Here is a 22,430-nt window from a genome sequence, read left to right on the forward strand (position 1 = left end):
GGGCGATCCCCGCATTCTCCCGGCGGTCCCCGGCGGGTTCGTTCCGAAAACGGCGTCACCACCCTTCACCCTCACTTCTCCTCAAGGCGGATGACCATGTGCAACCTGTGCGATGCCACGCCTGCGGCCGACACCGGCGAAGCGTCCTCCGGGACCGGCGGCGGGCTCGGCCGCCGGTCCGTGCTGACCGCCCTCGGCGCCACTTCGGTGGCCGCCGGTCTCTCCGGCGTCGCGGCCCCGGCCGCCGCGGCGGCACCCGGCACCGGGAAGCCCGGCAAGAACCGCTGGGGCAAGCTCGACCTGGTACTGCTGGGCACCAAGGCGGGCCCGCCCGTGGACCCGCTGCGGACCGGCATCTCCACCGCGCTCGTCGTCGACGGGGCCACCTACGTGGTCGACTGCGGGCGGGCCGCCGCCACCCAGTACGTGCGCGCGGGCCTGACGATGTCCTCGCTGAGCGGCATCTTCATCACCCACCTGCACGCCGACCACGTCGCCGACTACTACAACTTCTTCCTGCTGGGCGGCAGCGTCCCCAACCAGGAGAAGGACAACATCACGCGCCCGGTGCCGGTCCACGGCCCGGGGCCGGCCGGCGGGCTGCCGCCGAAGTTCGGCGGCGGCGACGCGCCGACGGTCAGCCCGGGGAACCCGACGCCTGGCATCCGGCAGCTCACCGAGGACTGCCACGCCGCGTACGCCTACAGCACCAACGTCTTCCTGCGGGACATGGGCATCCAGGACGTCCGCGACCTCGCCGACGTCCACGAGATCGCCGTCCCGGAGGTCGGCGCGGGCTTCGCGAACACGGCGCCGCCGATGAAGCCGTTCCTCGTGATGGAGGACGACCGGGTCAGGGTGAGCGCCGTACTGGTGCCGCACGGCCCGGTCTTCCCGGCCTTCGCCTTCCGCTTCGACACCGACCACGGGTCGGTCACCTTCTCCGGCGACACCACGTACAGCGACAACCTGATCCGGCTCGCCAAGGGGTCGGACGTGCTGGTCCACGAGGCGATCAGCGTCGAGGGGCTGGACGCGCCCGCGGTCTTCGTGGACCACCTCCTGCAGTCCCACGTCGAGGTGCAGAAGGTCGGCCCGATCGCCCGGCGGGCCGGTGTCGGCATGCTGGTGCTGTCGCACATCTCCGAGGTCGCCCGCAACCCGATCGACGCGCGGCAGTGGAAGAAGTGGGCGCAGCGCGGGTACGGCGGCGAGGTCGTGGTCGGCGAGGACCTCCAGCGGATCAGGCTGGCCTGACCGGCGCCCCGGGAACGACGCGTCCGCCCGGCACGGCCTCACGGGTCGTGCCGGGCGGACGGCGTCCTGCGGTGCCCCCGGGCGGGTCAGACGATCGGCGTGGACACGGTGCCGATGCCGTCCACGCTCACCTCGACCAGGTCCCCGGGACGCAGGTACCGCTGCGGGGTGCGGGCCCTGCCGACGCCGCCGGGGGTACCGGTGAGGATCAGGTCCCCGGGGTGCAGCGGCACCATGGTGGACACGTACGCCAGCAGGTAGGCGGGGCTGAACAGCAGGTCCGCGACGGCGTGTTCCTGCACGACCTCGCCGTTGAGCGTGGTGCGCAGCACCGCCGTGTCCGCGTCGAACCCGTCCGGCGTGACCATGACCGGGCCGACCGGGGTGGAGCGGGCCCAGATCTTGCCCTGGAGCCACTCGGTGGTCCGGTACTGCCAGCCGCGCATCGAGATGTCGTTGGCGACGGTGTAGCCGGCGATGTGGGCGCCGGCCTCCTCCTCGCTCACCCGGTGGGCGGTGCGGCCGACGACGAGTGCCAGCTCTCCCTCCCAGTCCATCTCCGGGTCCTCCGCCACGGCCTCCACGGCGTCGCGGGGGCCGGTCAGGGTGTCCGCGAACTTGGCGAACAGGGTCGGGTGGGCGGGGAGTTCACGGCCCATCTCGCGGATGTGGCCCGTGTAGTTGAGGCCGGCGCACAGCACCTTCGAGGGGCGCGGCACGAGGGTCCGCTCCTCGACGCCGGACCGGTGGTGGCGGGGGCCCTCGGCGTCCCGCGCGATCCGCCGCCAGTCCTCGTGCGCCAGCAGGGCGCCGAGGTCGGCGTGGCCGGGGAGGAGCGTGTACTCCTCGCCGTCGAGTCGGGCGGCGTGGGTGGTCCCCTCGGGGGTGCGCACGGTTGCCAGTCTCACGTGGTTCCTTTCCTCTCGCCCCGCGTGCCGCGCCGCCGCCGTCGTCGGGGACGGCGGCGGCGCGGGGGCGGGGTCTGTCAGGCGGCTGCCGGTTCGGGGACGACCAGGTCGAAGAAGCCCCAGTGCGATCCGGTGGGCAGGGTGCCCGAGAGCATCCGGCCGCACTTCTGCGTCACGATGTGCGAGGAGCCGCGGTGCTGGCTGCCGGCGTGGCTGTCGCGGAAGAAGCGCTGGAGGGCGCCGTCGCGCATGACCTGGGCCCCGGCGAAGCGGTGCACGAGCTGGCCGATCTCCAGCGCGGTCCGGGTGGCCAGGCTGCACGCGAGCCGGGACATCGTCTCCTGCTCGTCGGTGAGCGGCAGGCCGGCGGCGAGGGCCGCCTCGTTGTCCTGCCAGGTCTCGCGGAGCAGCGCCAGGGTGCCGCGCACGTGCGAGTAGTGGCGGGCGTACTCGGCGAAGAACTCGTCACTGGTGACGGGCGAGCCCACGGCCGGGTCCTTGTGGCGGGTCAGGTCGCGCAGTTCGTCGAGCATGCGGCGGCCGACGCCCTGGGACCAGGCGGCCTGCTGGAGTCCGGCCATCAGGGCGGGGCTGAGGCCGTGCATCGCGGAGCCGCGCCGGACGTTGTCCGGGCCGACGGCGAAGACGTGCGTGTCGGCCACCCGCAGTTCCTCGGCGTGGTAGTCGAGGCTCGCGGTGGCGCGCAGCCCGAGCATGTCCCAGGTGTCGCTGATGCGCAGGGCCGCGCGGGGCACCAGGCAGACCAGCCGTTCGCCGGTGCCCTCGACCGTGACCGCGAGGTGGAGGTGGGTGGCCATGGAGACGCCGGGGGCGAACTGCCAGGTGCCGGTGACCCGGTAGCCGCCGGGCTCGCGCACGGCGTGTCCGGTGTGGGACGTGGACTGGCCCGCGACCAGCGGGTGCCCGCCCTCGCCGAAGAGTTCGGCCACGGCCTCGTCGCCGAGGTAGGTGGCGGCCGTGGCGGTCTCGCTCGCCACCGCCCGCACCAGCCAGCCCAGCGAGGCGTCGGCGTGGGAGAGTTCCTCCGTCACCCGCAGGACCTGGAGCGGGGAGGCGTCCATGCCGCCCAGTTCGGCGGGCACCATCAGCCGGAAGACGCCGCTGTCACGCAGCGCGTCCTGCACCGCCGGGGTGGGCCGCCGCAGGCGTTCGCTCTCCGGTGCCTCCTCCCGCAGCAGGGGCCACAGCGCGGCCAGCCGCGCCAGCAGGGCGTCGACGTCGGCCGCGCCCGGGTGCGTGCGCGGGTTCACGACCGGCTCCTTCCCGGCTCGGCCGCCTCGGCCTCCGGGGCCAGGGCGCTCCACCGGCCGCGGTAGAAGAGCAGGGGGCTGGTGTCGTCCTGCTGGCCGTACGACATGACGCGGCCGAGGACCAGGACGTGGTCGCCGCCGTCGTAGCCGGCCCACGGCGTGCACTGGAAGTACGCCAGGGAGCCGTTGATCCGGGGGGCGATGTCGTCGCCGACCCACTCGACGACGTGCCCGTCCTGGGGCTTTCCGGCGAAGTGGAGGGCGGTGTCGAGCTGGTCGTCGCCGAGCACGTTGACCGCGAACGGCCGCTCCAGCAGGTACGTCAGGGCCCGCGAGGTCCGCTGCATCGAGACGAGCACCAGCGGCGGGTCGAGGGAGACGGAGGTGAAGGAGTTCACCGTGACGCCGTAGTAGCTGTCGCCGGAGCGGTAGGTGAGCACGACCACGCCGGTGGCGAAGTTGCTCAGCGTGTTGCGGAGCAGGCGCGGGTCGGCGGGCGGGGGGCCGGCGGCGCTCGGCGCGAGGGTCCTCGCGTCGGCCGCCCTCTCGTAGATGTCGGAGTCCCACATGATGTCGGTCATCCGAACCTCCTGTGCGTCGTGGGGTCGGCCCGTGCGGGCCGGGGCGGGGCCGGCGGCCGGTCGCGGGGACGGCCGCCGGCGCGGGGTCAGTGGGCCTCCGCCGCGGCCTCCTCGCCCGCGACGAAGGTGGTGCCGGTGCCCTCGGGGAGCAGGTGGCGCAGCACCGGGTAGAGGGCGACGGCCAGCACGAGGGAGACGAGGAAGCCGAGGGCGAAGACGTCCGTGGCCATGAGGACGATGCCCGCGGCGGCGGAGACGACCAGCGTGGTGACGCCGGCCCAGTTGCACTTCTCCACCCGCTGGGCGGAGCCGTCGTGGACCCGGCGGCGGACCAGGTAGTAGTCGGCGATCATCACGCCGCACATGCCCAGCGTCATGGCGCCGAGGTAGGCGAGGTAGGAGCTGAACTGCTCCAGGATGCCGGCGGCGATCATGCCGAGGGCGACGAGGTTTCCGACGACGACCATCACTGCGCGGCCGGGCTTCCTCCCGGTGAGCGAGTCGGCCAGGTTGACCAGTGAGAGCGAGCCCGAGTAGGCGTTGATGGCCTGGGCCTTCGCCTGGGCCGCGTAGATGGTCACGAAGCCCGCCCAGCCGGCGAAGATGACGAAGAAGGCGCCGGTGTTCTGCATGACGTAGTCGCTGCCCGCGGCGTTGGCCGCCTCGGGGCCGAGGCCGGGGTCGTGCGCCATGAGGTGGCGCACGACCTCCGGCATGCCGCCGATGACCACGAGCGATCCCAGGACGGTCATGACCAGGTTCTGGGTGACCGGTCCGGCGGTGGCGAGGATCGTCACGTCGCGGCGGGTGCGGCAGTAGCGGGCGAAGTCCGTCGTGACCAGGGCGATGGTGCCCGCCGTGGCGCCCATCACCGAGAACGCGGCCTCGAAGCGGGGCCAGACGCCGCCGGGGACGACGCCGCCGTAGGTGAAGACGTCCATCGGGCTGGCGCCCTCGATCACGTAGATGTGCACGATCATGTAGACCGTGACCAGGAGCGTGACCACGGTGAGGACGCCGGAGGCGCGCAGGGCGAGCTTCAGGCCGAAGATGGCCAGCGCGATCCACAGCAGGGTCATGGCGCCGTAGAGCAGGACGCGCACCGGCCAGGTGTCCGGCAGGTCCAGCATCAGCAGGGTGCCCTGGTAGAGCAGGGCCGACTCGATGGCCAGGAAGCCGAGGATCATGAACGCGAAGATGACCGAGCCGATCGCCGAGCCCGTGTGCCCGAATCCGAAGAAGCGGGAGGTGAGCGTGCTCGACATGCCCGTCTCGAAGGCCATCCGCCCCAGGGACTTGCCGAGGAGGACGGCGAGTGCCGCGACGAGGGCGCCGACGAGCATGCCCACCGCGAAACCGGCGAGCACCACGGTGAAGCCCGCGATGGCGAAGACGACGAGCGCGGTCGCCACGCTGACCGGGCTCAGGGCGAGCTGGTAGCCGCTCTTGCGATCGGCCGCCGGCACGCTGACCAGGGCGTGGTCCTCCGCCGCCACGGACAGGGCGGAGTCGGTGGAGCCGGCTGCGGGTCTTGTGGTGTGTGTGGTCACGAGGTCCTACCCATGTGAGTTGGGGCGCCCACGGCCGCCTGCCGGAACAGGACGTGCCTGGTGTCGCTGGGAGCGGTCAGTCCGCGCTGCAACCGGCCACCGCGATGGCCTCGATCTCGATGAGGATCTCCGGCTTCGCGAGCGCGGAGACCTCGACCAGGGAGCACGCCGGGAAGTCGCCGGAGAAGAACTCCTGGCGGGCCTTCCACACGTCGGCGTTGTCACCCATGTCCGTGACGAAGATCGTCATCTTGACGACGTCGTCCATGACGGCGCCCGCCGCCTCCACCAGGTGCCTGATCTTGCCGAAGACGGTCCGGGCCTGTTCGTAGGCGGTGTCCCCGAGGACCGACTCGCCGTCCTGGGCGCGGGCGGTCATGCCGGAGATCATGATCAGGTCGTCGACGCGCAGGCAGTTCGACCACATCCGGTCGGCCGGTTCCCGCACGGCGTCGGAGATGAAACGTTCCTTCTTCATGGCTGTGCCGTCCTCAGAGGTCGATCCGGTTGTCCCAGGCGGAGGTTCCGCCCCAGTTCACGCACACGCTCTGGCGGCGCATGAAGCCCTTCCAGGCGTCCGAGCCCGCGGTGCGCCCGCCCCCGGTCTCCTTCTCGCCGCCGAAGGCCGCGCCGACGTCGGCGCCGGTCGTGCCCATGTTCACGCGCACGATGCCGCAGTCGCTGCCGCGGGCGGACAGGAAGGTCTCGATGTGGTTCAGGTCGGTGCTGTGCATGCCCGAGGCCAGGCCCTGGGCGACACCGTTGTGGATCTCGATGGCCTCGTCCAGGTCCTCGTAGGTGAGGACGGAGACGATCGGGACGAAGGTCTCCGACTGGGCGATGGCGAAGTGCGGCCGGACGCCGGTGACGATGGCCGGCTCGACGTACTGTCCGGGCCGGTCGAGCACCTTCCCGCCGTGGACGACGGTGGCGCCCTCGCGTTCGGCGGCGGCGAGCACCTCGCGGTAGTCCTCGACGGCCTGCCGGTCGATCAGCGGGCCGACGACCGTCGCCGGGTCCCGCGGGTCGCCGATGGTGATCTGGTCGAAGGACTTCTTCATCAGCTCGACCAGTTCATCGGCGATGCTGACGTGCGCGATCACCCGGCGGGTGCTCGTGCAGCGCTGGCCGGTCGTGCCCAGCACGCCGAACGTCAGGGCCTTGGCGGCGAGTTCGAGGTCGGCGGTCTCGTCGACGATGCAGCCGTTGTTGCCCGAGCACTCGAGCTGGTAGCGGCGGCCGAGCGTCGAGCCCACGACCTCCGCGACCTTGCGGCCCACCGTCGTGGAGCCGGTGAAGGAGATCATGGCGACCCGGGTGTCGGCCACCAGCCGGCCGGCGTCGGCGTCCTCGGGGACGAAGAGCGAGAAGACGCCCTCACAGCCCAGCTCCGCCGCCGCCCGGTTGACCAGCTTCTGCACGGCGATCGCGGTGAGCGGCACCTTGGGGCTCGGCTTCCAGATCACCGTGTTGCCGGCGATCGCGGACAGGAAGCCGTTCTGCGCCCACACGGCGGCCGGGAAGTTGTACGCGCTGATCAGCCCGACCACGCCCAGCGGCAGCCACTGGTCGTACATGCGGTGCTCGGCGCGCTGCGACTGCTGCGTGTAGCCGTACAGCATCCGCGCCTGGCCGGCCGCGAGGGTCGCCATGTCGACGGCCTCGCGCAGTTCGCCCTTGGCCTCCATCGTCGACTTGCCGGTGTCGAGGCAGACGACGGCGGCGAGGGCGTCGAGGTTCTCCTCGAGCAACTGGCCGATGCGGCGCACGAATTCGCCGCGCCGGGGCGGCGGGACCATCCGCCACTCGCGCTGCGTCCGCACGGCGGCGGCGACCAGCGCCTCGTAGTCGTCGGCGTTCGAGGCGGCGACGCGGCCGACCAGCTCGCCGTCGGCGGGGCAGTACGCCTCGATGACCGGGCGGCCCTCGGTGCGGCCCCAGCCGAGGGCGTCCGCGTAGGTGCCGGAGTGCACCTCGTGCAGGCCGAAGGCGGCGAGCGCCGCGTCGGTGTCGAACAGCTTGGTGGTGGTCTGGGTCATCTTCACTCCCCAACGGCAGGGTGCAGGAGGCGGGTTCGGGCGGGGCGGACGGGCGCCTCACTCCTTCGCAAGGAAGTCCCCGATCGTCTCGTCGGTGTGGTACTCGGGCTTCTCGTAGTAGTGCGGGCCGTCGTAGATCTCGATCAGCACGCTGCGCTCGTGGGCCAGGGTCGGGCCGTGCGGGTGGTCCTTCGGGTTCATGTAGAAGGAGCCGGGGCGCAGCCGCAGGCCGGAGTCGGTGTACTCGTAGTCGCCTTCGAGGCAGTACATGAACTGGTTCGAGGCGTGGGTGTGCTTGGTGGGGATGGTGCCGCCCTTCTCGTACTCCAGGAGGGCGATGCTGGCGCCGGTCTCGGGGTTCTTGTGCAGGAAGTACTGGCGGAACCCGTAGTCCGGGTAGTCGATCCACTCCTCTTCCCTGAGGTCGGTGGCGTGGATCAGGAGTTCGAGCGACTTCAGCGCCGCGGGGTCGACGGTCATGTGTTCACTTCCTTCCGGGGCGGCCTCGGGCCACCCACTGGTCGTATTCCTGCCGGCTCTCGGGGGTGGCGGGGAACAGTCCGAACAGGGACCGGCCCCGCCCGATCTCCAGCGCGGCGAACTCCTCGTACGCGGCGGCGTCGGCCGCCTCCTCGGCCACCTCGGCGGCGAGTTCGCGGGGGATGACGACGACGCCGTCCCCGTCGCCGAGCAGGACGTCACCGGGGTACACGGCGACGCCGCCGCAGCCCACGGGCTCGTCGAGGGCGACCGGGTGCAGGGCGACGGGCGTCGCCGTGGGCGCGTTGCCGCGGTGGTAGCAGGGCAGGCCGGTCGCCCTGATCGCCTCCGCGTCGCGGTAGCCGCCGTCGGTGACGACACCGGCGACGCCGCGGTGGCGCAGCCGGGCAGCCATCAGGTCGCCCATGGAGGCGGCGGCCGTGGAGCCGAAGGCGTCGATCACGAGGACCGCGCCGGGCGGGCACTCCTCGATCGCGCGCCGGTGGAGGTTCTCGCTGCTCGCGTATCCCGCGAGGGTGTCGACGTCCTCGCGGGCCGGGATGAACCGCAGGGTGCGGGCGGGCCCGGCCATCGGCGGGGCGCCGGCCGCGAGCGGCCCGACGCCGGCCATGACGGTGTGGCGCAGTCCGCGCCGGAGCAGCATGTTGGCGACGGTGGCCGAGCCGGCCCGGGTCAGTCGCTCCCGGACCCGCTCGGGCAGGGCGTCGTCGGGGAGGGTGGCGGGGGTGGCGGTCATCGGAAGAACTCCAGGGGCGGCCGGTTCCCCCACTGGGTGGTGTCACTGGCGGTGCCGTTGAACTTGGTGGGGCGGTGACGGTGGTCGACGACGTCGCCGTCGGTGTAGTGCTCGATGCGGAAGCCGAAGGGGTCCTTCCAGTAGTCGAAGATCTGGCTGCCGAGCAGGTGGCGGCCGACCCCGACGTCGAGGGAGTAGCCCCGGCCCACGAGGTAGTCGTGCGAGGACATGACGGCGTCCATGTCGGTGACCTCGAAGGCGCTGTGGTGGACGCCGGCCCAGTCGGACTGCAGGACGAGCATGAAGTGGTGGTCCACGAGCCGTTCGCCCAGGTCGAGGCGGACGAAGGTGCCGACGACCGGCCCCTCCTCGCCCGGCGGGACGAAGTAGTCCGAGGGGAGGAAGTTGAAGCGCTCGGTGAGCCAGGCCATGGTCGCGTCGTGGTCGCGCACGTGGAGCACGAAGTGGCCCAGGCGGGCGACGGTGCAGGGGGCGACCGGCTGGCGCACGGGGGTGTTGACCCGGTTCTTGTCGCGGAGGTTGTTCATGACGAACGGTTCGCGGTCCGCGAGGGGCTCCACCCGGCGCCGGCCGTGGATCGCCCGGATCTCGACGCCGTCGGGCGTGTGCATCACGACCTCGTGGCCACCGCCCGGTTCGGTCGACGCGCGGACCGGCGAGGAGCCGGGCAGCGCGGCGAGTTCGACCAGGTCGGCGTGGTCGGCGACCTCGATGGCGGCGCCGGCGAAGCGCTGCCGGGCGGCCTTGCGGGTGACGTGGATGTGGTGCTGGGTGCCGGTCCCCCGCATGTACAGGGTCCGGTCGTCGCTCCCTTCGGCGCGCACCATGCCGAAGGCGGTGAGGAACTCCTCCATCACCGTGAGGTCCGGTGCTTCGTAGGTGACGTGGGCAGCGTCGATCGCCGTGGCCACGGGTCCTCCTCGACTGGGGTGAGAGCACGGCGGCGTGCGCGGAGGGCGCCGCCGGGCGAGGGGGGCGGCTCCCCGTCGAGGGGGAGCCGCGGACGGTCAGCGCTTGAGGATGCTGACGTCGTCGGGGCCGCGCAGGTCGGGCACGGTCCAGCCGTCCAGGTCGTACTCGTCCATGGCGCTCTGGGCGAAGTCCCGGCAGAAGTCGAGCAGGCCGCTGCCGCGGGCGCCGAACAGGTTGGTCTGGCGCGTCACGTCGTTGCTGCCGATGTAGTTGATCTCGTACAGCTCGTGGCGGGCGCCGAACTCGGTGCCGATGGAGTCCCACAGCATCTTCATGACCTTGACCCGCTCCTCGGCGTCGATGCCGCCGGTGCCGCGCAGGTAGGTGTCCAGGTAGCCCCGGATCTCTTCGGTCTTGAAGTCGTTGGCGTGGGAGTTGAGGTAGATCAGGCCGCTCGCCACGACCTGCTCGATGATGTTCTTGATCTTCGGCATGGCGAGCTGGTTCATGACACGGTAGGCGCCGGCGAACTGCGGGTCGGGCTGGATCATGCCGCCCCTCCACGGCACGGCGCTCTTGGCCATCGCGTCGGACAGGGCCCAGAAGGTGTTGCGCCAGGCGATGACCTCGCCGAGCTGGGACATCACGCCGTGGAACTGTCCGGCGCCGGTGACGTCGAGGGCGCGGGAGAGCATGCCCACGAGGAAGTCCATCTTGACGGCGAACCGGGTGCAGCCGTGCAGGGACGCGCGCTCCAGGTAGCCGGAGTGGATGTTGTACTTGTTGGCCTGCTCCAGGTCGTTGTGGATGAACACGTTCTCCCAGGGGACGAACACGTCGTCCAGGACGAGGATGGCGTCGTTCTCGTCGAGCCTGCTGGAGAGCGGGTAGTCGAAGGGGCTGCCCAGGACGGCCGCGCGGTACTCGTTGGAGGTGCGGCAGAGCAGCTTCACGCCCGGGGCGTTGGTGGGCGTGATGAAGACCGGGGAGAAGGCCGGGTCCTGTACGGCGACCTGGCCGACGTGGCCGACGAAGGTGTGGTGGGTGAGGGCGGACCCGGTGGCCACCACCTTGGCGCCGGTGACGTGGATGCCGGCGTCGGTCTCCTTGGTGACCCGGATGAACACGTCCTTGCCCGCGTCCGCGCCGAGGCCGCGGTCGACCGGCGGGTTCATGATGGCGTGGTTGATGTACCAGGTCTTCTCCTGCGCCTTGCGGTACCAGGCGCGGGCGTTGTCCTCGAAGCCGCGGTAGAACCCGGCGTTGGCGCCGAGGGTGCCGAGGAAGCAGCCCTTGTAGTCGGGCGAGCGGCCCATCCAGCCCCAGGTGATGCGCTGCCATTCGGCGATGGCGTCCCGGGAGGCCACCTGCTCCTCGACGGTCTGCGGCGCCTGGTAGAAGCGGTGGGTGAAGCCTCCCCACTCGGTGGGGGCGGTGAGGACGTCCTTGCGCGCGGGGTCGTGCAGGGCGTCGTACATGCGGGCGATCATGCGGGCGGAGTTGCGGAACGCCGGGTGTTCGGCGACGTTCTCCACCCGCTCCCCGTAGATCCAGATCTCCCGGCCGTCGTCGAGGCTTTCGAGATATTCCTCTCCGGTGAAAGGGAGATGGTCACGTCCGACAGGACTCCGTGCCGGCTGGTTCGCGCTTTCCGCCGTCATTGTCCGGCCCTTCCTCGTCGTTCACGGAACCGGTTCGGTTCATCGTTTCGCCACAGTGAGAACGCGGGCAGCCGTGGCGGGGGAACATTCCCTCTTCGGCCCGGGGCTGCCGGCGTCGTCGAATTGCCGGGAAGACTTGCACGGTGGAAGGGCGCGGGCAATAGAGGGCGGAAGTCCGCGAGGGCCGCCGGATGGGGGTGCCGTCCGGCGGCCCCACGGCGGGGGCGGGAACCTCGAACTACCGCTGACCAGCGGTTTTAGGGGCCTGCGCAGGAATCGGGCCCGCCCGCCGAAACGAGCGAATGTGATGCGCATCACAGGAAATGGCGGGGCTTTACGAGGCGGAAAGATCGATGTCGCATCGCCTTTCCATATGTGCGGCAGGAGAGGGGTGCATAGTTCCCGGTATGGCCGCCGTCAGTGGGCGAGGGCCCGGCGGTGGTCGGCGACGGTCCGGGTCGCCTGGAGCCAGCGGTCCATGAGCGGGGTGACCTCTCCCCCGCGCTTCCACAACAGCGTGGCCTGCATGGGGCGCAGCCATTCCGGGGGGTCCAGCAGGGCGACGGAGTCGCTGCGGCCGGCCAGGCGCCGGGTGACGGGCGCGACGCCCAGTCCGGCGGCGACGAAGGCGACGGCGGTCTGCGGGGTGGACACTTCGAGGACGTCGAAGGTCTCGTCGCCGGAAAGGGCCTTCTCCGCGACCTCCGGCATGCCGGAGAACGCCGGAATGCGGGAGGGGAGAATCCACCGGCCCCACCCCTTTCCGTCCGGATGGGATTCGGCGGCACGGTAACGTGGCACGGCGAGCTTGAGGTCGATGTCGATAATCGGGTACCAGTCGCAGGTGGCCTCGACGAATCCCGCGAATTGTGTGGCGCCGAAAGGAATGCAGCCCATGTCCAGTTCCCCGGAGAGCACGCGCTGCACGATGACGTCCGGGGTCACGTCCACCAGGCTGACCCGGGCCCTGGGCGCCTGGTCGAGGAACTCGGCCAGCACGTCGGCGATGATCTCGTTGATCACCATGGGCTCGACGCCGATGTAGAGGTCGCCGATCGCGCCCCCGCCCATGAGCCGCAGCGTCTCCACGACCCGCTTGCGGTCGGCTATCAGGCGCTCCGCCTTGGAGAGGAGGTGCAGCCCGGCCTGCGTGGGACGGACGCCCTTGGCGGTCCGCTCCAGCAGGCTCACCCCCACCTCCCGCTCCAGCTTGGTGATGGCGTGGCTCAGCGGCGGCTGGGTCATGTGCAGGTTCTTGGCGGCCTGCGAAACGGAACCGGCGGCGACGACGGCTCCGAAGTACTCGAGCTGGCGAAAATCCATACCTTCTGAATGTCATGACTTCTCAGGCATGTCAATGCATGTACTGAGCAGGGGGAAGGAGGGCCTGGATCGTGCTGATGACGGACGGCGAGAACACCGCCGGCACCCAGCGGCCGGTTCACGGCCGTCCCGCCCGGCTCACCGAGCGGCCCCCTCGCTCCGGGTGAAGGCGTTCCCTGCGACCGTGCCGCGTCAAGTCCCTGTTCACCGCGGGGGCCGGCAGGGGTCAGCGGGCGCCCCGGCGCTCCCCGGCACGCCGCGGGGGTCGCCGGGGCGGGGCCGTCACGCCGGTTCGACGGGCAGCCACAGTTCGCAGGTGGCGGTGGTGAAGTCCGCGGCGCGTTCGAGGACGGCGACGATCGACGGACCGGGGCGCAGGCGCCACGGGTTGGAGGGGAACCACTCGGACGCCGTCGCCGCCCAGGTCTCCTGGAGGGCCCGCGGGTGGGGTCCGGAGCTGCGGAAGACGGCCCACCGGCCGGCCTCCACCGCGAGGGCGTCGAGGTCGTCGGGGACCGGCGTCCGCCCGGTGACCGCGACCCCGTGCAGGTAGGTCAGTTCGCTGCCCTCCGGGGCGTCCGGCGCGAGTCCGTCGGTGACCTGGAGCAGCCCCGCCGGGTCGGTGTCGCCGAGGGCCTTCAGCCGGTCGTGCTCGCCCGGCGGCAGGCCGGTGACGTGCCGCCGGATGTGGGGGTTGACGCCCTCGTGGACCAGCGGGACGCGGGCCGCGTGTCCGATCAGGCGGAAGGCGGGGCGGTCGACGACGCGGGTGTGCATGGGGGTGCTCCCTTCGACGGTCAGGCGGAACCTGAGCCGGGGTTGTGTGCGCAGGGGGCCTCCGTCGCGGCGCACGTCACCGGGGGCGGCGCCGTGGACGGCGCGGAACGCGCGTCCGAACGCCTCGGTCGAGCCGTATCCGTGCCGGACCGCGATGTCCAGCAGCGGCTCCCCGCCCCGGACGACCTCGGCGGCGGCGACGGTCATGCGCCGCCGGCGCACGTACTCCGAGAGCGGCATGCCCGCCAGCGAGGAGAACATCCGGCGCAGGTGGTACTCGGTCGTGCCGAGCGACCTGGCCGCTTCGTGGACGTCCAGTTCCCCGGCGAGGTGGTCCTCGACGAGGCCGACGAGCCGGTTCAGTGCCGCGATCACGGGGCCTCCTTCCGCCTCGACCCTCTCAGGGGGCGCTCCGTCCGCACCCGATTCCCCCGGTCCGGTCCGATCGGCCCCGCCGCGCCGCGACCTCGCGTGTCCCCTGACGTCTCGTGTCGCGGGGGACGGCCGCCGGCCGGCGGGGTGGTTTCCTTGACCCTCACACCGTGTCAGGCGCTGAAGTCGGAGACACCATGTTCACCATCGGAGACTTCGCCCGGCACGGGCGCGTGTCGGTCCGGATGCTGCGGCACTACGACGCGACCGGACTGCTGCGCCCCGCCCACGTCGACCCCGTCACCGGCTACCGCCGCTACACGGCCGCGCAGCTCTCCCGGCTGCACCGCGTCATCGCGCTCAAGGACCTCGGCTTCACCCTCCGGCAGGTGCGGGACATCATCGAGGAGCGCGTCACGCCCGGGGAACTGCGCGGCATGCTGCGGCTGCGGCGGGCCGAGCTGGAGACCGCCATGGAGACGGCGGCCCTGCGGCTGGCGGGGGTCGAGGCGAGGCTCCGAGCGATCGAGAGCGAGGGGCACATGCCCACGAACGACGTCGTCCTCAAGAGCGTCCCCGCCCTGCGGGTGGCGGAGCTGACGGCCACCGCCGCGAGCTTCGCGCCCGAGGCGGTCGGCCTGGTGGCCGGACCGCTCTACGACGAGCTGTTCCGGCTCCTCGAGGCGGCGGGAGTCACGCCCGCCGGCCCCGGGGTCGCCTCCTACGAGGACGCCCCGGAGGGCGACGGACGCATCGTCGTCCACGCCGCCGTCCAGGTCGCGGCCCCCTTGCGGGAGGGGCCGTTCCGGGTGCTCGATCTGCCGCCCCTGGAGCGGGCGGCGACCATCGTGCACCACGGCCCGATGGAGGCCGTGCTGCCCACCGTCCAGGCCCTGGCCCACTGGATCGACGCGAACGGCCACCGCTCGACCGGCCACCCTCGGGAGATCAGCCTCGGGTGCCCGCCGGACCGGGACGAGTGGGTCACGGAACTCCAGGTCCCGGTCGTCCGCGCCTGAGGGGCGTCAGACGGCCGACGACACCGGTCACGGTGAAACGCCCGCCGACCACGACCGAGCGGCCATTAGCACAACTCCCGGACACGTACTGGAAAATTCCATTGAACGCCACGACGATGACCGATAAAGGTTCCACAGGGAATTCGCCATTCCATCGGACCGATTGGCAAGAAGACCACCGCAGGACGAATAAGACGCCCTCGCATTCATCTTTGGCCGAGAAATACGCTCCCGGCGGGACACCGCGCGTGCCAGGGTGAAGGCTCCTGATCAACAGGGAAAGGGAAGAAATGAAGCTGCCCGTACGTCACTCCGTCGGCGTCGCCGCCGCCGCCCTGGCGGCACTGGTCGCCACGGCCGTACCCGTCGGGACCGCAGCCGCCTCGGAGGCCGGCGCCCTGATCCACCGCACCTCCTGTACCGAGCGCGCCTTCCTCACGATCCACAACAACAACGGCCGTGACCTCCTGTGCTTCGCCAACGCCGGTTTCATGCCGGTCGCCATCTACGGAGTCAACTGGGTTGAATCCGGAAACAACGTGGTGACCCTCGAATACCAGAAGGACGCGGGCAACTCCAGAATCGATACCGTCACCCTCCAGAAGTGGACCGCGTGGAATCCCGGTCACGTGCACCGGGTCATGTCGATCCGCATTCACTGAGGCCGGAGACTGTCAACGGGGGCACCCCGCGGGGTGCCCCCGTTCTTCTTTCGCGGCGCGCGCGGCGCTTCCCGGGTGGTCCGCCCCGCGTCCGGCGCTCCCCGCGGGCACGCGCGCGCGGCGCGGCCCGCGTGCCTGGTCCTCGGTCAACCGCGGCCCGAGGGGAACGTCACGGGGTGGTCACAGAGCAGCGTAGCCGGTGTCACCGCTCTGTCCGCTCTGGCATCGGTATGGCTGAGGGTGCGTCTAGTGTGGCTTTCCGTATCGGAAACGTATGGGGGACACATGCGCAGCGAAGGTGCGGGCGGCCACGGCGACGGGCCGGACATGGTGATCGCGGGCCGTTACCGGTTGCAGCGTCACCTCGGGCGGGGCGGCATGGGCGTCGTCTGGGAGGCCCTCGACACGAGCCTGGACCGGAAGGTGGCGGTGAAGGGGCTGCTGTACCCGGGGGCGGCGGACCCGGAGGCCCAGGCGAAGTGGGTGCAGAGGGCACGCCGCGAGGCGCAGGCCATCGCCCGGATCGGGCACCAGAACGTGGTCGCCGTGCACGACGTGATCGAGGACGGCAACCAGGTCTGGATCGTGATGGAGCTGCTCAACTCCCGCTCCCTGGCGGACCTGTTGCGCGAGCAGCGCCAGTTGTCCGTCCCGCACGCGGCGCGGATCGGCCTCCAGGTGCTGCGCGGGCTGGCCGCCGTGCACCAGTCCGGGGTCCTGCACCGTGACGTGAAGCCGCACAACATCCTGTTCCGCCCGGACGGGCGGGCGCTCCTCATGGACTTCGGGATCGCCACCTTCGAGGGCGCCACGCAGGTCACCCGGTCCCACGAGATCATCGGCACGCCGCAGTACCTGGCACCGGAACTGCTCAGCCACACCCCGGACAACCCGCGTCCCGCGTCCACCGCCTCCGACCTGTGGGCGCTCGGGGTCACCCTGTACGAGATGGTCGAGGGCCGGCGTCCCTTCGACGGGGCCACGAGCTTCGAGATCTTCATCGCGGCGCGGGAGGCGCCGGCACCGCCCCCGAAGTACGCGGGGCCGCTTACCACGCTGATCGAGGCGCTCCTGCGGAAGGACCCGGCCGAACGGCCCGACGCCGCCGCGGCGGACCGGATGCTGCAGGCCGTCACGGACGACGCGGCCCTGGACACCCCGGCCGCGGTCTCCCCCGCCCCGAAGCCCGACCCGAAGCCCGCCCCGAAAGCGGTCCCGAAGCCGGCCCCGACGACGTCCGGAGCGCCCGGCACGGCGGGCGGGGCCGGCGACGCCGAGGGGGAGGGCCCGGCCGGACCGGCGTCCGGCGAGGCGAGACGGGGCAGACCCGCCGGGCGCGGGGACCGGTGGAAGGTGCCGGCGGCCGTCCTCTGCACGGCGCTGCTGGCGGGCGCGGCGTGGTTCACCTGGGAGAAGGTGAACGGCGGCTCCGGCACGGCCGGCGCGGGCGAGGGGACCGTGGCGGAGGACAGGAAGGGCGGCGCCCCGGCCGGCGGCCGGGACCGTGAGCTGCGGATCGGTGTCAAGAGGGACCAGCCCGGACTGAGCGTGGCGGTCGACGGCACGTACCGGGGCTTCGAGGTCGACCTCGCCAAGGAGATCGGCCGGGAGATGGGGTACGAGGACGACCAGATCACGTTCGTGGAGGTCAACTCCGACAACCGCAGCGGCTACCTGGACACCGGCCGGGTCCACCTCGTGCTGGCCTCGTACAGCATCAACGAGCAGCGGGAGAAGGAGGACGGGGTGCGGTTCGCCGGCCCCTACTACACCGCGCTCAAGGGCCTGCTGGTCCGCAAGAACCGGCCGTTCAACGACCTCAGCGACCTGAAGCGGACGAGCTGGGCCGAGATCTGCACCGCCCGGAACTCGGTCTACGAACCCTGGATCGAGAAACAGGGCCTCGGCGGCCAGATGACGCTGCGGGCGGGCTACGACGACTGCGTCAAGGCGTTGCTGGACCCGGACACCAACGTGTACGCGGTGGCGACCGACGACGTCATCGTCGCCGGGCTCGCCGCCAAGTACTCCGAGAAGACCAAGGCCCTGGACAGCTTCAAGGGTTCGGAGGGCTACGGCGTGGCGATGAAGGCCGGCGACCGGGAGCTGCACGGCAAGGTGTGCTCGGCCCTGGCCGCCATCACGGCGAAGCCCTCCGGGCAGCCCTCGCGCTGGGCCGGTGTCTACGCCCGCCACCTCAAGCCCTTGATGGGCGACTCCGGCCCGGAACCGGACCTCACGTCCTGCTGATCCCGCCCCGGCCCGTCGCGGCGCCCGCTCCCCCGGGCGCCGTCGAAGCGCACCGCCGGGGCCGGCCGTCGCCTCGGTGGCCGGCCCGGCGGGCGGGTGGTCAGCCGGTACTCGCCTCGTCCGCCGCCCGGCCCGCCGGGACGGCGGGGCGGCGGCGTTCGGGGGCGAGGAAGAACGCCATCACGGGGACCAGGTAGAGCAGCCAGACGACGACCTGGAGGACGGTCGGATCGGGCTGGAAGTTGAAGACGCCCTTGAGCAGGGTGCCGTACCAGGAGTCCGGCGGGACGGTGTCGCCGATGTCGAAGGCGAGGGTGTGCAGGCCGGGCAGGACGTCGCCCTCCTGGAGGTCGTGGACGCCGTACGCGAGGACGCCGGCCGCGACGACCACGAGCATGGCGCCCGTCCAGCGGAAGAACCCGGCGAGGTTGATCCGCACGGCGCCCTGGTAGAACAGCCGGCCCAGCACCACGGCGGTGGCGAGCCCGAGCAGCGCCCCGAGGAGCGGCCGGAGCCCGTCGCCGCCGGCCTGCACCGCCGTCCAGATGAACAGCGAGGTCTCCAGTCCCTCACGGCCCACGGCGAGGAACGAGGTGAGCACCAGCGCGCCGGTGCCGAGCGTGAGGGCCGCGTCGAGCTTGCCGCGCAGTTCGCTGGTGAGGTGGCGGGCGGTGCGCCGCATCCAGAAGACCATCCACGTCACGAGGCCGACGGCGAGGACGGACAGGGAGCCGCCCAGGATCTCCTGCGCCCGGAAGGTGAGGGTCGACGAGCCGAACTGCAACAGGGCGCCGAAGGCGAGCGAGAGCGCGACGGCGATGCCGACACCCGCCCACACGGGCGGCAGCCGGTGCCGGTTGCCGGTCTTGACGAGGTAGGCGACGAGGATGCAGACGATGAGGCTCGCCTCCAGTCCCTCGCGCAGCCCGATCAGGTAGTTGGCGAACACGCCGGTGGTCCTTTCTCCGGTCGGTACGGTGGCGGGGCGCCGCGGTGCGTCACGTGAACAGCGTCCGGCCCCACCAGTCGTCCGTGCCGCGGACGCCCGGCGGGATGGCGAAGAGTGCCGAACCCACGTGCTGGATGTACTCGTTGAGCGCGTCGGAGCGCGCCAGCCGGGTCTGGACGGGGAGGAACCCGGTGCGCGGATCGCGCTGGTAGGCGAGGAAGAACAGGCCGGCCTCCAGGCGGCCGAGCCCGTCGGTGCCGTCGGTGAAGGAGTAGCCGCGCCGCAGGAGGGTCGCCCCGTCGTTGGAGTCGGGGTGCGCGAGCCGGACGTGCGCGTTCGGCTTCATCGCCTTGAGGAAGGGCTCGTCGTGCTCGCGGGGCCTGCCGACCGGGGCGCCCTCGCGCTTGTCCCGGCCGAAGATGTCCTCCTGTTCCTGGAGCGGGGCGCGGTCCCAGGTCTCGATGTGCATCCGGATGCGGCGCGCCACCAGGTACGAGCCGCCGTCCATCCAGTCGGCCCCGTCCCGGGCCGTGGCCCAGACGTGCCGGTCGAGGGCGGCGTCGTCGGTGCCGGAGACGTTGCGGGTGCCGTCCTTGAACCCGAACAGGTTGCGCGGGGTGTGCGCGTCGGGCGTGGTGGAGGAGGTCTTGCCGAAGCCGAGCTGGGACCAGCGCACCGCGACGGTGCCGAAGCCGATGCGGGCGAGGTTGCGGATGGCGTGCACCGCGACCTGCGGGTCGTCGGCGCACGCCTGCACGCACAGGTCGCCGCCGCTGCGCGCCGGGTCGAGGTTGTCGCCGGGGAACCTCGGCAGGTCGACGAGGGCGCCGGGCCGCCGGCCGGCCAGGCCGAACCGGTCGTCGAAGAGGGAGGGTCCGAAGCCGACGGTGAGGGTCAGCCGGGACGGCGGGAGTCCGAGGGCCTCGCCGGTGTCGTCGGGCGGCGCCTCGGGGACGCCGCCGTCGGCGCCGTCGCCGACGGTGCGGCCCGCCGTCATGCGCTCGGCGGCCCGGGTCCAGTCCTTGAGCAGCCCGGCCAGTTCGGCGCGGTCCCGCGTCTTCACGTCGAACGCGGCGAAGTGCAGCCGGTCCTGTACGGGGGTGGCGATGCCGGCCTGGTGCCGGCCGTGGAAGGGGACGGCACCGCCGTCGCCGGAGCCGGTGCCCCGCCCGCCGGCCACGGCCGCGGCGCCGCCGGCGGTGGCGGCGCCGAGCGCGAGCCCGGCCCCGCCCCAGCCGAGCACCGCGCGGCGCGAGTAGGCGGGGTGTGACTGCTTGTCTTGCATGCCCGTTCCCGTTCGTCTTCCCGCGCGCTTCACTTCGCCACGGCGGCGGCGAGCCGGGACAGGGGCTCGGCCAGCGCGTTGACGCCGTCGGACAGTTCCTTGCGCCGGTGCTGGGGGACCTTGTCGTAGGAGACGTACTCGTACGCGTTCTCGTCCGTGCCCTTGTCCGTGCGGTGGGTGTCGAGTTGGCCGGTCAGTTCGGCGAACCGCCGGTCGAGTTCCCTGGTGAGGGCGGGGTCGTTCTTCGCGGCGATCGGCTTGAGCAGGTCGTAGGACTTCCGGGCGCCTTCGAGGTTGGCCTTGAAGTCGACCAGGTCGGTGTGGGAGTACCGTTCCTCCTCGCCGGTGACCTTGCCGGAGGCGACCTCGTCGAGGAGTTCCTTGGCACCGTTGGCCATCGAGGTCGGGGTGATCTCGGCGGTGCCGACGCGCCGCACCCAGTCTTCCAGGTCGGTCATCAGCCGGTCGGCGAGTTCCTTCTCCCGGTCGCCGATCGTCTCGTCCTGCCAGAGGGCCTTCTCCAGGCGGTGCCAGCCGGTCCAGTCCGTGGCCGGGTCCTGGCCGTCCTCCAGACCGTCCTCGCGGACGTCGACCTTGGGGTCGATGTCGCCGAAGGACTCGGCGACGGGTTCGGTGCGTTCCCAGCCGATGCGGGAGGGGGCGTAGAGCTTCTTCGCCTTCTCGATGTCGCCGGCCTTCACCGCGTCGGTGAACGCCTTCGCCCGGGGCAGGGTCTGTTCGGCCTGCGCCAGGACGTAGGAGCGGTATCCGGCGACGGCGGCGTCGGCCTCCGGGCTGCGCTGGGTGGCCGTGCTCCGGCCGGTGGCCCGGACCTCCTGGCGGATGCCGTCGCCCCTCATCCCGGGCTTGCACGCGATCTCGTAGTCACCGGCCTTGAGTTCGGTGACGAGGGAGGCCCTGGTACCGGGGCCGATGTTCTCGCGCTCCGCGGCGATCCGGTCGTCGGGGAAGAGCACGTACACCTCGGTGACCTTGGAGCCCTTGTTCTCCAGGGCGAACGTGACGTGCCCGGCGGGGAATTCGGTGGCGGAGACCGTGCACCGCGTGTCGGTGGCGGTCACCGTGACCACGCCGTCGCCGCTCGCCGCCTTCTGCGTGCAACCCGTCAGGGTGACGGCGACGGCCATCGCGGTGCCGGCACCGAGGAGGAGGGGGCGGGGTCTGACGGACATGGTTCCTCGCTTCGCACGGGTGGGCCGACGGCACGGGCGCACCCGCCCGGCCGCAGCGGAGTCTACGCAGATGTAGACACAGAGGGAAGGCTACCCTTACCCCTCGGGGGCGCTCGTGCGCGGGGCAGCGGTCACCGGCCCGGCCCCGGGAGGCTTGCCGTGCACCGCGGGTACGGGCCGGGCGCGGCCCCGCCCGGCCCTCGCGCCCCGGGTGGTCAGAGGTCGAGCCGGTACTGGTGGCTCGTGTGGGTGGGCCGGTAGCCGAGGCCGTCGTTGATCCGCCGCATGTGCGTGTTGCCGTCGGCGGTGTCGGTCAGGAGGGCGCCGAGGTCCGGATGGCGCCCTCGGGCCTGCCGGATCGACTCGGCCTTCATCCACCGGCCGAGGCCGTGCCCGCGGTGCTCGGGCAGCACGCCGGTGCCGTAGTGCCGGCCGTCGCCCGTGCCGTCGCCCGGGATCACGAGTTCGGTGAACCCGGCGATCGCGCCGTCGCGGACGTCGACGGCGACGACCGTGTGCAGCAGGTCGCCGCGCTCCGCCACGGCCTTCGCCGCGGCCCGTACGCGGTCCACGTCCCAGGCCACCCTGGCGGGGTCGGCGTCGCCCGCGGGCATGTCGTCCATGGCACGCCGTGAGGCGGCGAAGGTCGCGGCGAGGGCGTCGGGCACGGTGCCCTCCCACGACTCCAGCCGGTAGCCGGGATGCGGGCACCCGACGATCCCGGCGAGTGCGGCGGTGTCCACCTCGGCCAGTGCCAGGCGGCAGAACCGCAGGGTCAGGACCGTACGGAAGCCGCGGGCCGTCAGGAAGCGGGCGCCGGGCGACCCGTCCTCGGCCCCCGCGACGAGGCGGCGCCGGGCGTCGTCCCGTGCGGCGGCCACGGCGGCGGCGAGGAGCCGGGAACCGACGCCCCCGCGTCGTTCCGCGGGATGCACGTGCAGGTCCAGCTCGGCCAGGTGTGCCCGGTCCGGATCGGTGAACAGCCGCAGGAAGGCCGTCCCGAGCGGCACGGAGCCAGCATCGGACGCCAGCCAGGCGAGACGCCTGCCGTGCGGGCCGGGAGCGGGGTCGGTCAGTGCGGTCAGGCGAGGCGTCAAGGTGTCTCCGTACGTCGGGAGGAGGAGAAGGCCCGTGCGCTCGTCTCCGGCGGACGGCCGGGGAAA

Annotated in this window: 20 protein-coding genes; 4 read left to right on the forward strand and 16 right to left on the reverse strand. The window is 72.0% G+C overall.

The window, feature by feature from the left end; translation table 11 throughout:
* The first annotated feature begins 90 nt into the window (after positions 1–90).
* Entirely contained in the window at positions 91–1,257 is a 1,167-nt protein-coding gene (locus VM636_RS01445) for an MBL fold metallo-hydrolase (protein WP_030418934.1), read from the forward strand.
* Between the two features lie 86 nt (positions 1,258–1,343).
* Here the strand turns inward: VM636_RS01445 and VM636_RS01450 are convergent, their stop codons facing one another.
* The 12 genes from VM636_RS01450 to VM636_RS01505 all read right to left on the reverse strand — a co-directional run bounded on the left by VM636_RS01450 (position 1,344) and on the right by VM636_RS01505 (position 13,912).
* The gene (locus VM636_RS01450) at positions 1,344–2,165 is read right to left on the reverse strand and encodes a fumarylacetoacetate hydrolase family protein (RefSeq protein ID WP_053912788.1); all 822 of its coding nucleotides are present in this window, start codon (positions 2,163–2,165) and stop codon (positions 1,344–1,346) included.
* A 77-nt stretch (positions 2,166–2,242) separates the two neighbouring features.
* On the reverse strand, positions 2,243–3,436 hold the full coding sequence (locus VM636_RS01455; protein WP_053912789.1) for an acyl-CoA dehydrogenase family protein: 1,194 nt from the start codon (positions 3,434–3,436) through the stop codon (positions 2,243–2,245).
* On the reverse strand, positions 3,433–4,017 hold the full coding sequence (locus VM636_RS01460; protein WP_030418931.1) for a flavin reductase family protein: 585 nt from the start codon (positions 4,015–4,017) through the stop codon (positions 3,433–3,435). The genes VM636_RS01455 and VM636_RS01460 overlap by 4 nt, the downstream gene beginning before the upstream one ends.
* 86 nt (positions 4,018–4,103) lie before the next feature.
* The gene (locus VM636_RS01465; protein ID WP_030418930.1) at positions 4,104–5,567 is read right to left on the reverse strand and encodes a hypothetical protein; all 1,464 of its coding nucleotides are present in this window, start codon (positions 5,565–5,567) and stop codon (positions 4,104–4,106) included.
* A 76-nt stretch (positions 5,568–5,643) separates the two neighbouring features.
* Entirely contained in the window at positions 5,644–6,045 is a 402-nt protein-coding gene (locus tag VM636_RS01470) for a RidA family protein (RefSeq protein ID WP_030418929.1), read from the reverse strand.
* Between the two features lie 13 nt (positions 6,046–6,058).
* The gene (locus tag VM636_RS01475) at positions 6,059–7,606 is read right to left on the reverse strand and encodes an aldehyde dehydrogenase family protein (protein ID WP_053912790.1); all 1,548 of its coding nucleotides are present in this window, start codon (positions 7,604–7,606) and stop codon (positions 6,059–6,061) included.
* 57 nt (positions 7,607–7,663) lie between these two features.
* Positions 7,664–8,086: a cupin domain-containing protein gene (locus VM636_RS01480; RefSeq protein ID WP_053912791.1), complete on the reverse strand. Its 423-nt coding sequence runs from the start codon at positions 8,084–8,086 to the stop codon at positions 7,664–7,666.
* A 4-nt stretch (positions 8,087–8,090) separates the two neighbouring features.
* Positions 8,091–8,843 carry a dimethylmenaquinone methyltransferase gene (locus VM636_RS01485; RefSeq protein WP_051821217.1) on the reverse strand — a complete coding sequence of 251 codons (753 nt, stop codon included), beginning with the start codon at positions 8,841–8,843 and terminating at the stop codon, positions 8,091–8,093.
* On the reverse strand, positions 8,840–9,775 hold the full coding sequence (locus VM636_RS01490) for a VOC family protein (RefSeq protein ID WP_030418925.1): 936 nt from the start codon (positions 9,773–9,775) through the stop codon (positions 8,840–8,842). The genes VM636_RS01485 and VM636_RS01490 overlap by 4 nt, the downstream gene beginning before the upstream one ends.
* 96 nt (positions 9,776–9,871) lie before the next feature.
* Positions 9,872–11,437 carry a 4-hydroxyphenylacetate 3-hydroxylase N-terminal domain-containing protein gene (locus tag VM636_RS01495; protein WP_030418924.1) on the reverse strand — a complete coding sequence of 522 codons (1,566 nt, stop codon included), beginning with the start codon at positions 11,435–11,437 and terminating at the stop codon, positions 9,872–9,874.
* A gap of 417 nt (positions 11,438–11,854) precedes the next feature.
* Positions 11,855–12,760, reverse strand: a complete 906-nt coding sequence (locus tag VM636_RS01500) for a LysR family transcriptional regulator (protein ID WP_030418923.1) — start codon at positions 12,758–12,760, stop codon at positions 11,855–11,857.
* A gap of 282 nt (positions 12,761–13,042) precedes the next feature.
* Complete coding sequence (locus VM636_RS01505; protein WP_030418922.1) at positions 13,043–13,912, reverse strand: AraC family transcriptional regulator; 870 nt, start codon at positions 13,910–13,912, stop codon at positions 13,043–13,045.
* A 194-nt stretch (positions 13,913–14,106) separates the two neighbouring features.
* On the opposite strand from VM636_RS01505, the gene VM636_RS01510 reads away from it, so the two are divergent.
* From VM636_RS01510 to VM636_RS01520, 3 genes are all read left to right on the forward strand, one after another.
* A complete protein-coding gene (locus VM636_RS01510; protein WP_053912792.1) occupies positions 14,107–14,928 on the forward strand; it encodes a MerR family transcriptional regulator in 822 nt (273 codons plus the stop codon).
* A gap of 290 nt (positions 14,929–15,218) precedes the next feature.
* Positions 15,219–15,590: a beta/gamma crystallin domain-containing protein gene (locus VM636_RS01515; protein WP_030418920.1), complete on the forward strand. Its 372-nt coding sequence runs from the start codon at positions 15,219–15,221 to the stop codon at positions 15,588–15,590.
* A 285-nt stretch (positions 15,591–15,875) separates the two neighbouring features.
* The gene (locus VM636_RS01520; protein ID WP_030418919.1) at positions 15,876–17,840 is read left to right on the forward strand and encodes a serine/threonine-protein kinase; all 1,965 of its coding nucleotides are present in this window, start codon (positions 15,876–15,878) and stop codon (positions 17,838–17,840) included.
* Positions 17,841–17,940: 100 nt separating this feature from the next.
* Here VM636_RS01520 and efeU read toward each other — a convergent pair whose 3' ends face one another.
* From efeU to VM636_RS01540, 4 genes are all read right to left on the reverse strand, one after another.
* Positions 17,941–18,789, reverse strand: a complete 849-nt coding sequence (gene efeU / locus VM636_RS01525) for an iron uptake transporter permease EfeU (RefSeq protein WP_051821216.1) — start codon at positions 18,787–18,789, stop codon at positions 17,941–17,943.
* Between the two features lie 49 nt (positions 18,790–18,838).
* Complete coding sequence (gene efeB / locus VM636_RS01530) at positions 18,839–20,074, reverse strand: iron uptake transporter deferrochelatase/peroxidase subunit (RefSeq protein WP_053912793.1); 1,236 nt, start codon at positions 20,072–20,074, stop codon at positions 18,839–18,841.
* A 29-nt stretch (positions 20,075–20,103) separates the two neighbouring features.
* Positions 20,104–21,222: an iron uptake system protein EfeO gene (gene efeO, locus VM636_RS01535; RefSeq protein WP_234312523.1), complete on the reverse strand. Its 1,119-nt coding sequence runs from the start codon at positions 21,220–21,222 to the stop codon at positions 20,104–20,106.
* Between the two features lie 260 nt (positions 21,223–21,482).
* Entirely contained in the window at positions 21,483–22,364 is an 882-nt protein-coding gene (locus tag VM636_RS01540) for a GNAT family N-acetyltransferase (protein ID WP_053912794.1), read from the reverse strand.
* Positions 22,365–22,430 lie beyond the last annotated feature (66 nt).

Source organism: Streptomyces sp. SCSIO 75703 (assembly GCF_036607905.1).
Classification (GTDB): domain Bacteria; phylum Actinomycetota; class Actinomycetes; order Streptomycetales; family Streptomycetaceae; genus Streptomyces.

Bases quoted from the DNA above. Each gene is read 5' to 3' on its own strand.
- VM636_RS01445 (WP_030418934.1), top strand. From the start codon at position 91: ATGACCATGTGCAACCTGTGCGATGCCACGCCTGCGGCCGACACCGGC.
- VM636_RS01460 (WP_030418931.1), bottom strand. From the start codon at position 4,017: ATGACCGACATCATGTGGGACTCCGACATCTACGAGAGGGCGGCCGAC.
- VM636_RS01470 (WP_030418929.1), bottom strand. From the start codon at position 6,045: ATGAAGAAGGAACGTTTCATCTCCGACGCCGTGCGGGAACCGGCCGAC.
- VM636_RS01475 (WP_053912790.1), bottom strand. From the start codon at position 7,606: ATGACCCAGACCACCACCAAGCTGTTCGACACCGACGCGGCGCTCGCC.
- VM636_RS01480 (WP_053912791.1), bottom strand. From the start codon at position 8,086: ATGACCGTCGACCCCGCGGCGCTGAAGTCGCTCGAACTCCTGATCCAC.
- VM636_RS01485 (WP_051821217.1), bottom strand. From the start codon at position 8,843: ATGACCGCCACCCCCGCCACCCTCCCCGACGACGCCCTGCCCGAGCGG.
- VM636_RS01495 (WP_030418924.1), bottom strand. From the start codon at position 11,437: ATGACGGCGGAAAGCGCGAACCAGCCGGCACGGAGTCCTGTCGGACGT.
- VM636_RS01500 (WP_030418923.1), bottom strand. From the start codon at position 12,760: ATGGATTTTCGCCAGCTCGAGTACTTCGGAGCCGTCGTCGCCGCCGGT.
- VM636_RS01510 (WP_053912792.1), top strand. From the start codon at position 14,107: ATGTTCACCATCGGAGACTTCGCCCGGCACGGGCGCGTGTCGGTCCGG.
- VM636_RS01515 (WP_030418920.1), top strand. From the start codon at position 15,219: ATGAAGCTGCCCGTACGTCACTCCGTCGGCGTCGCCGCCGCCGCCCTG.
- VM636_RS01520 (WP_030418919.1), top strand. From the start codon at position 15,876: ATGCGCAGCGAAGGTGCGGGCGGCCACGGCGACGGGCCGGACATGGTG.
- efeB (WP_053912793.1), bottom strand. From the start codon at position 20,074: ATGCAAGACAAGCAGTCACACCCCGCCTACTCGCGCCGCGCGGTGCTC.
- efeO (WP_234312523.1), bottom strand. From the start codon at position 21,222: ATGGCCGTCGCCGTCACCCTGACGGGTTGCACGCAGAAGGCGGCGAGC.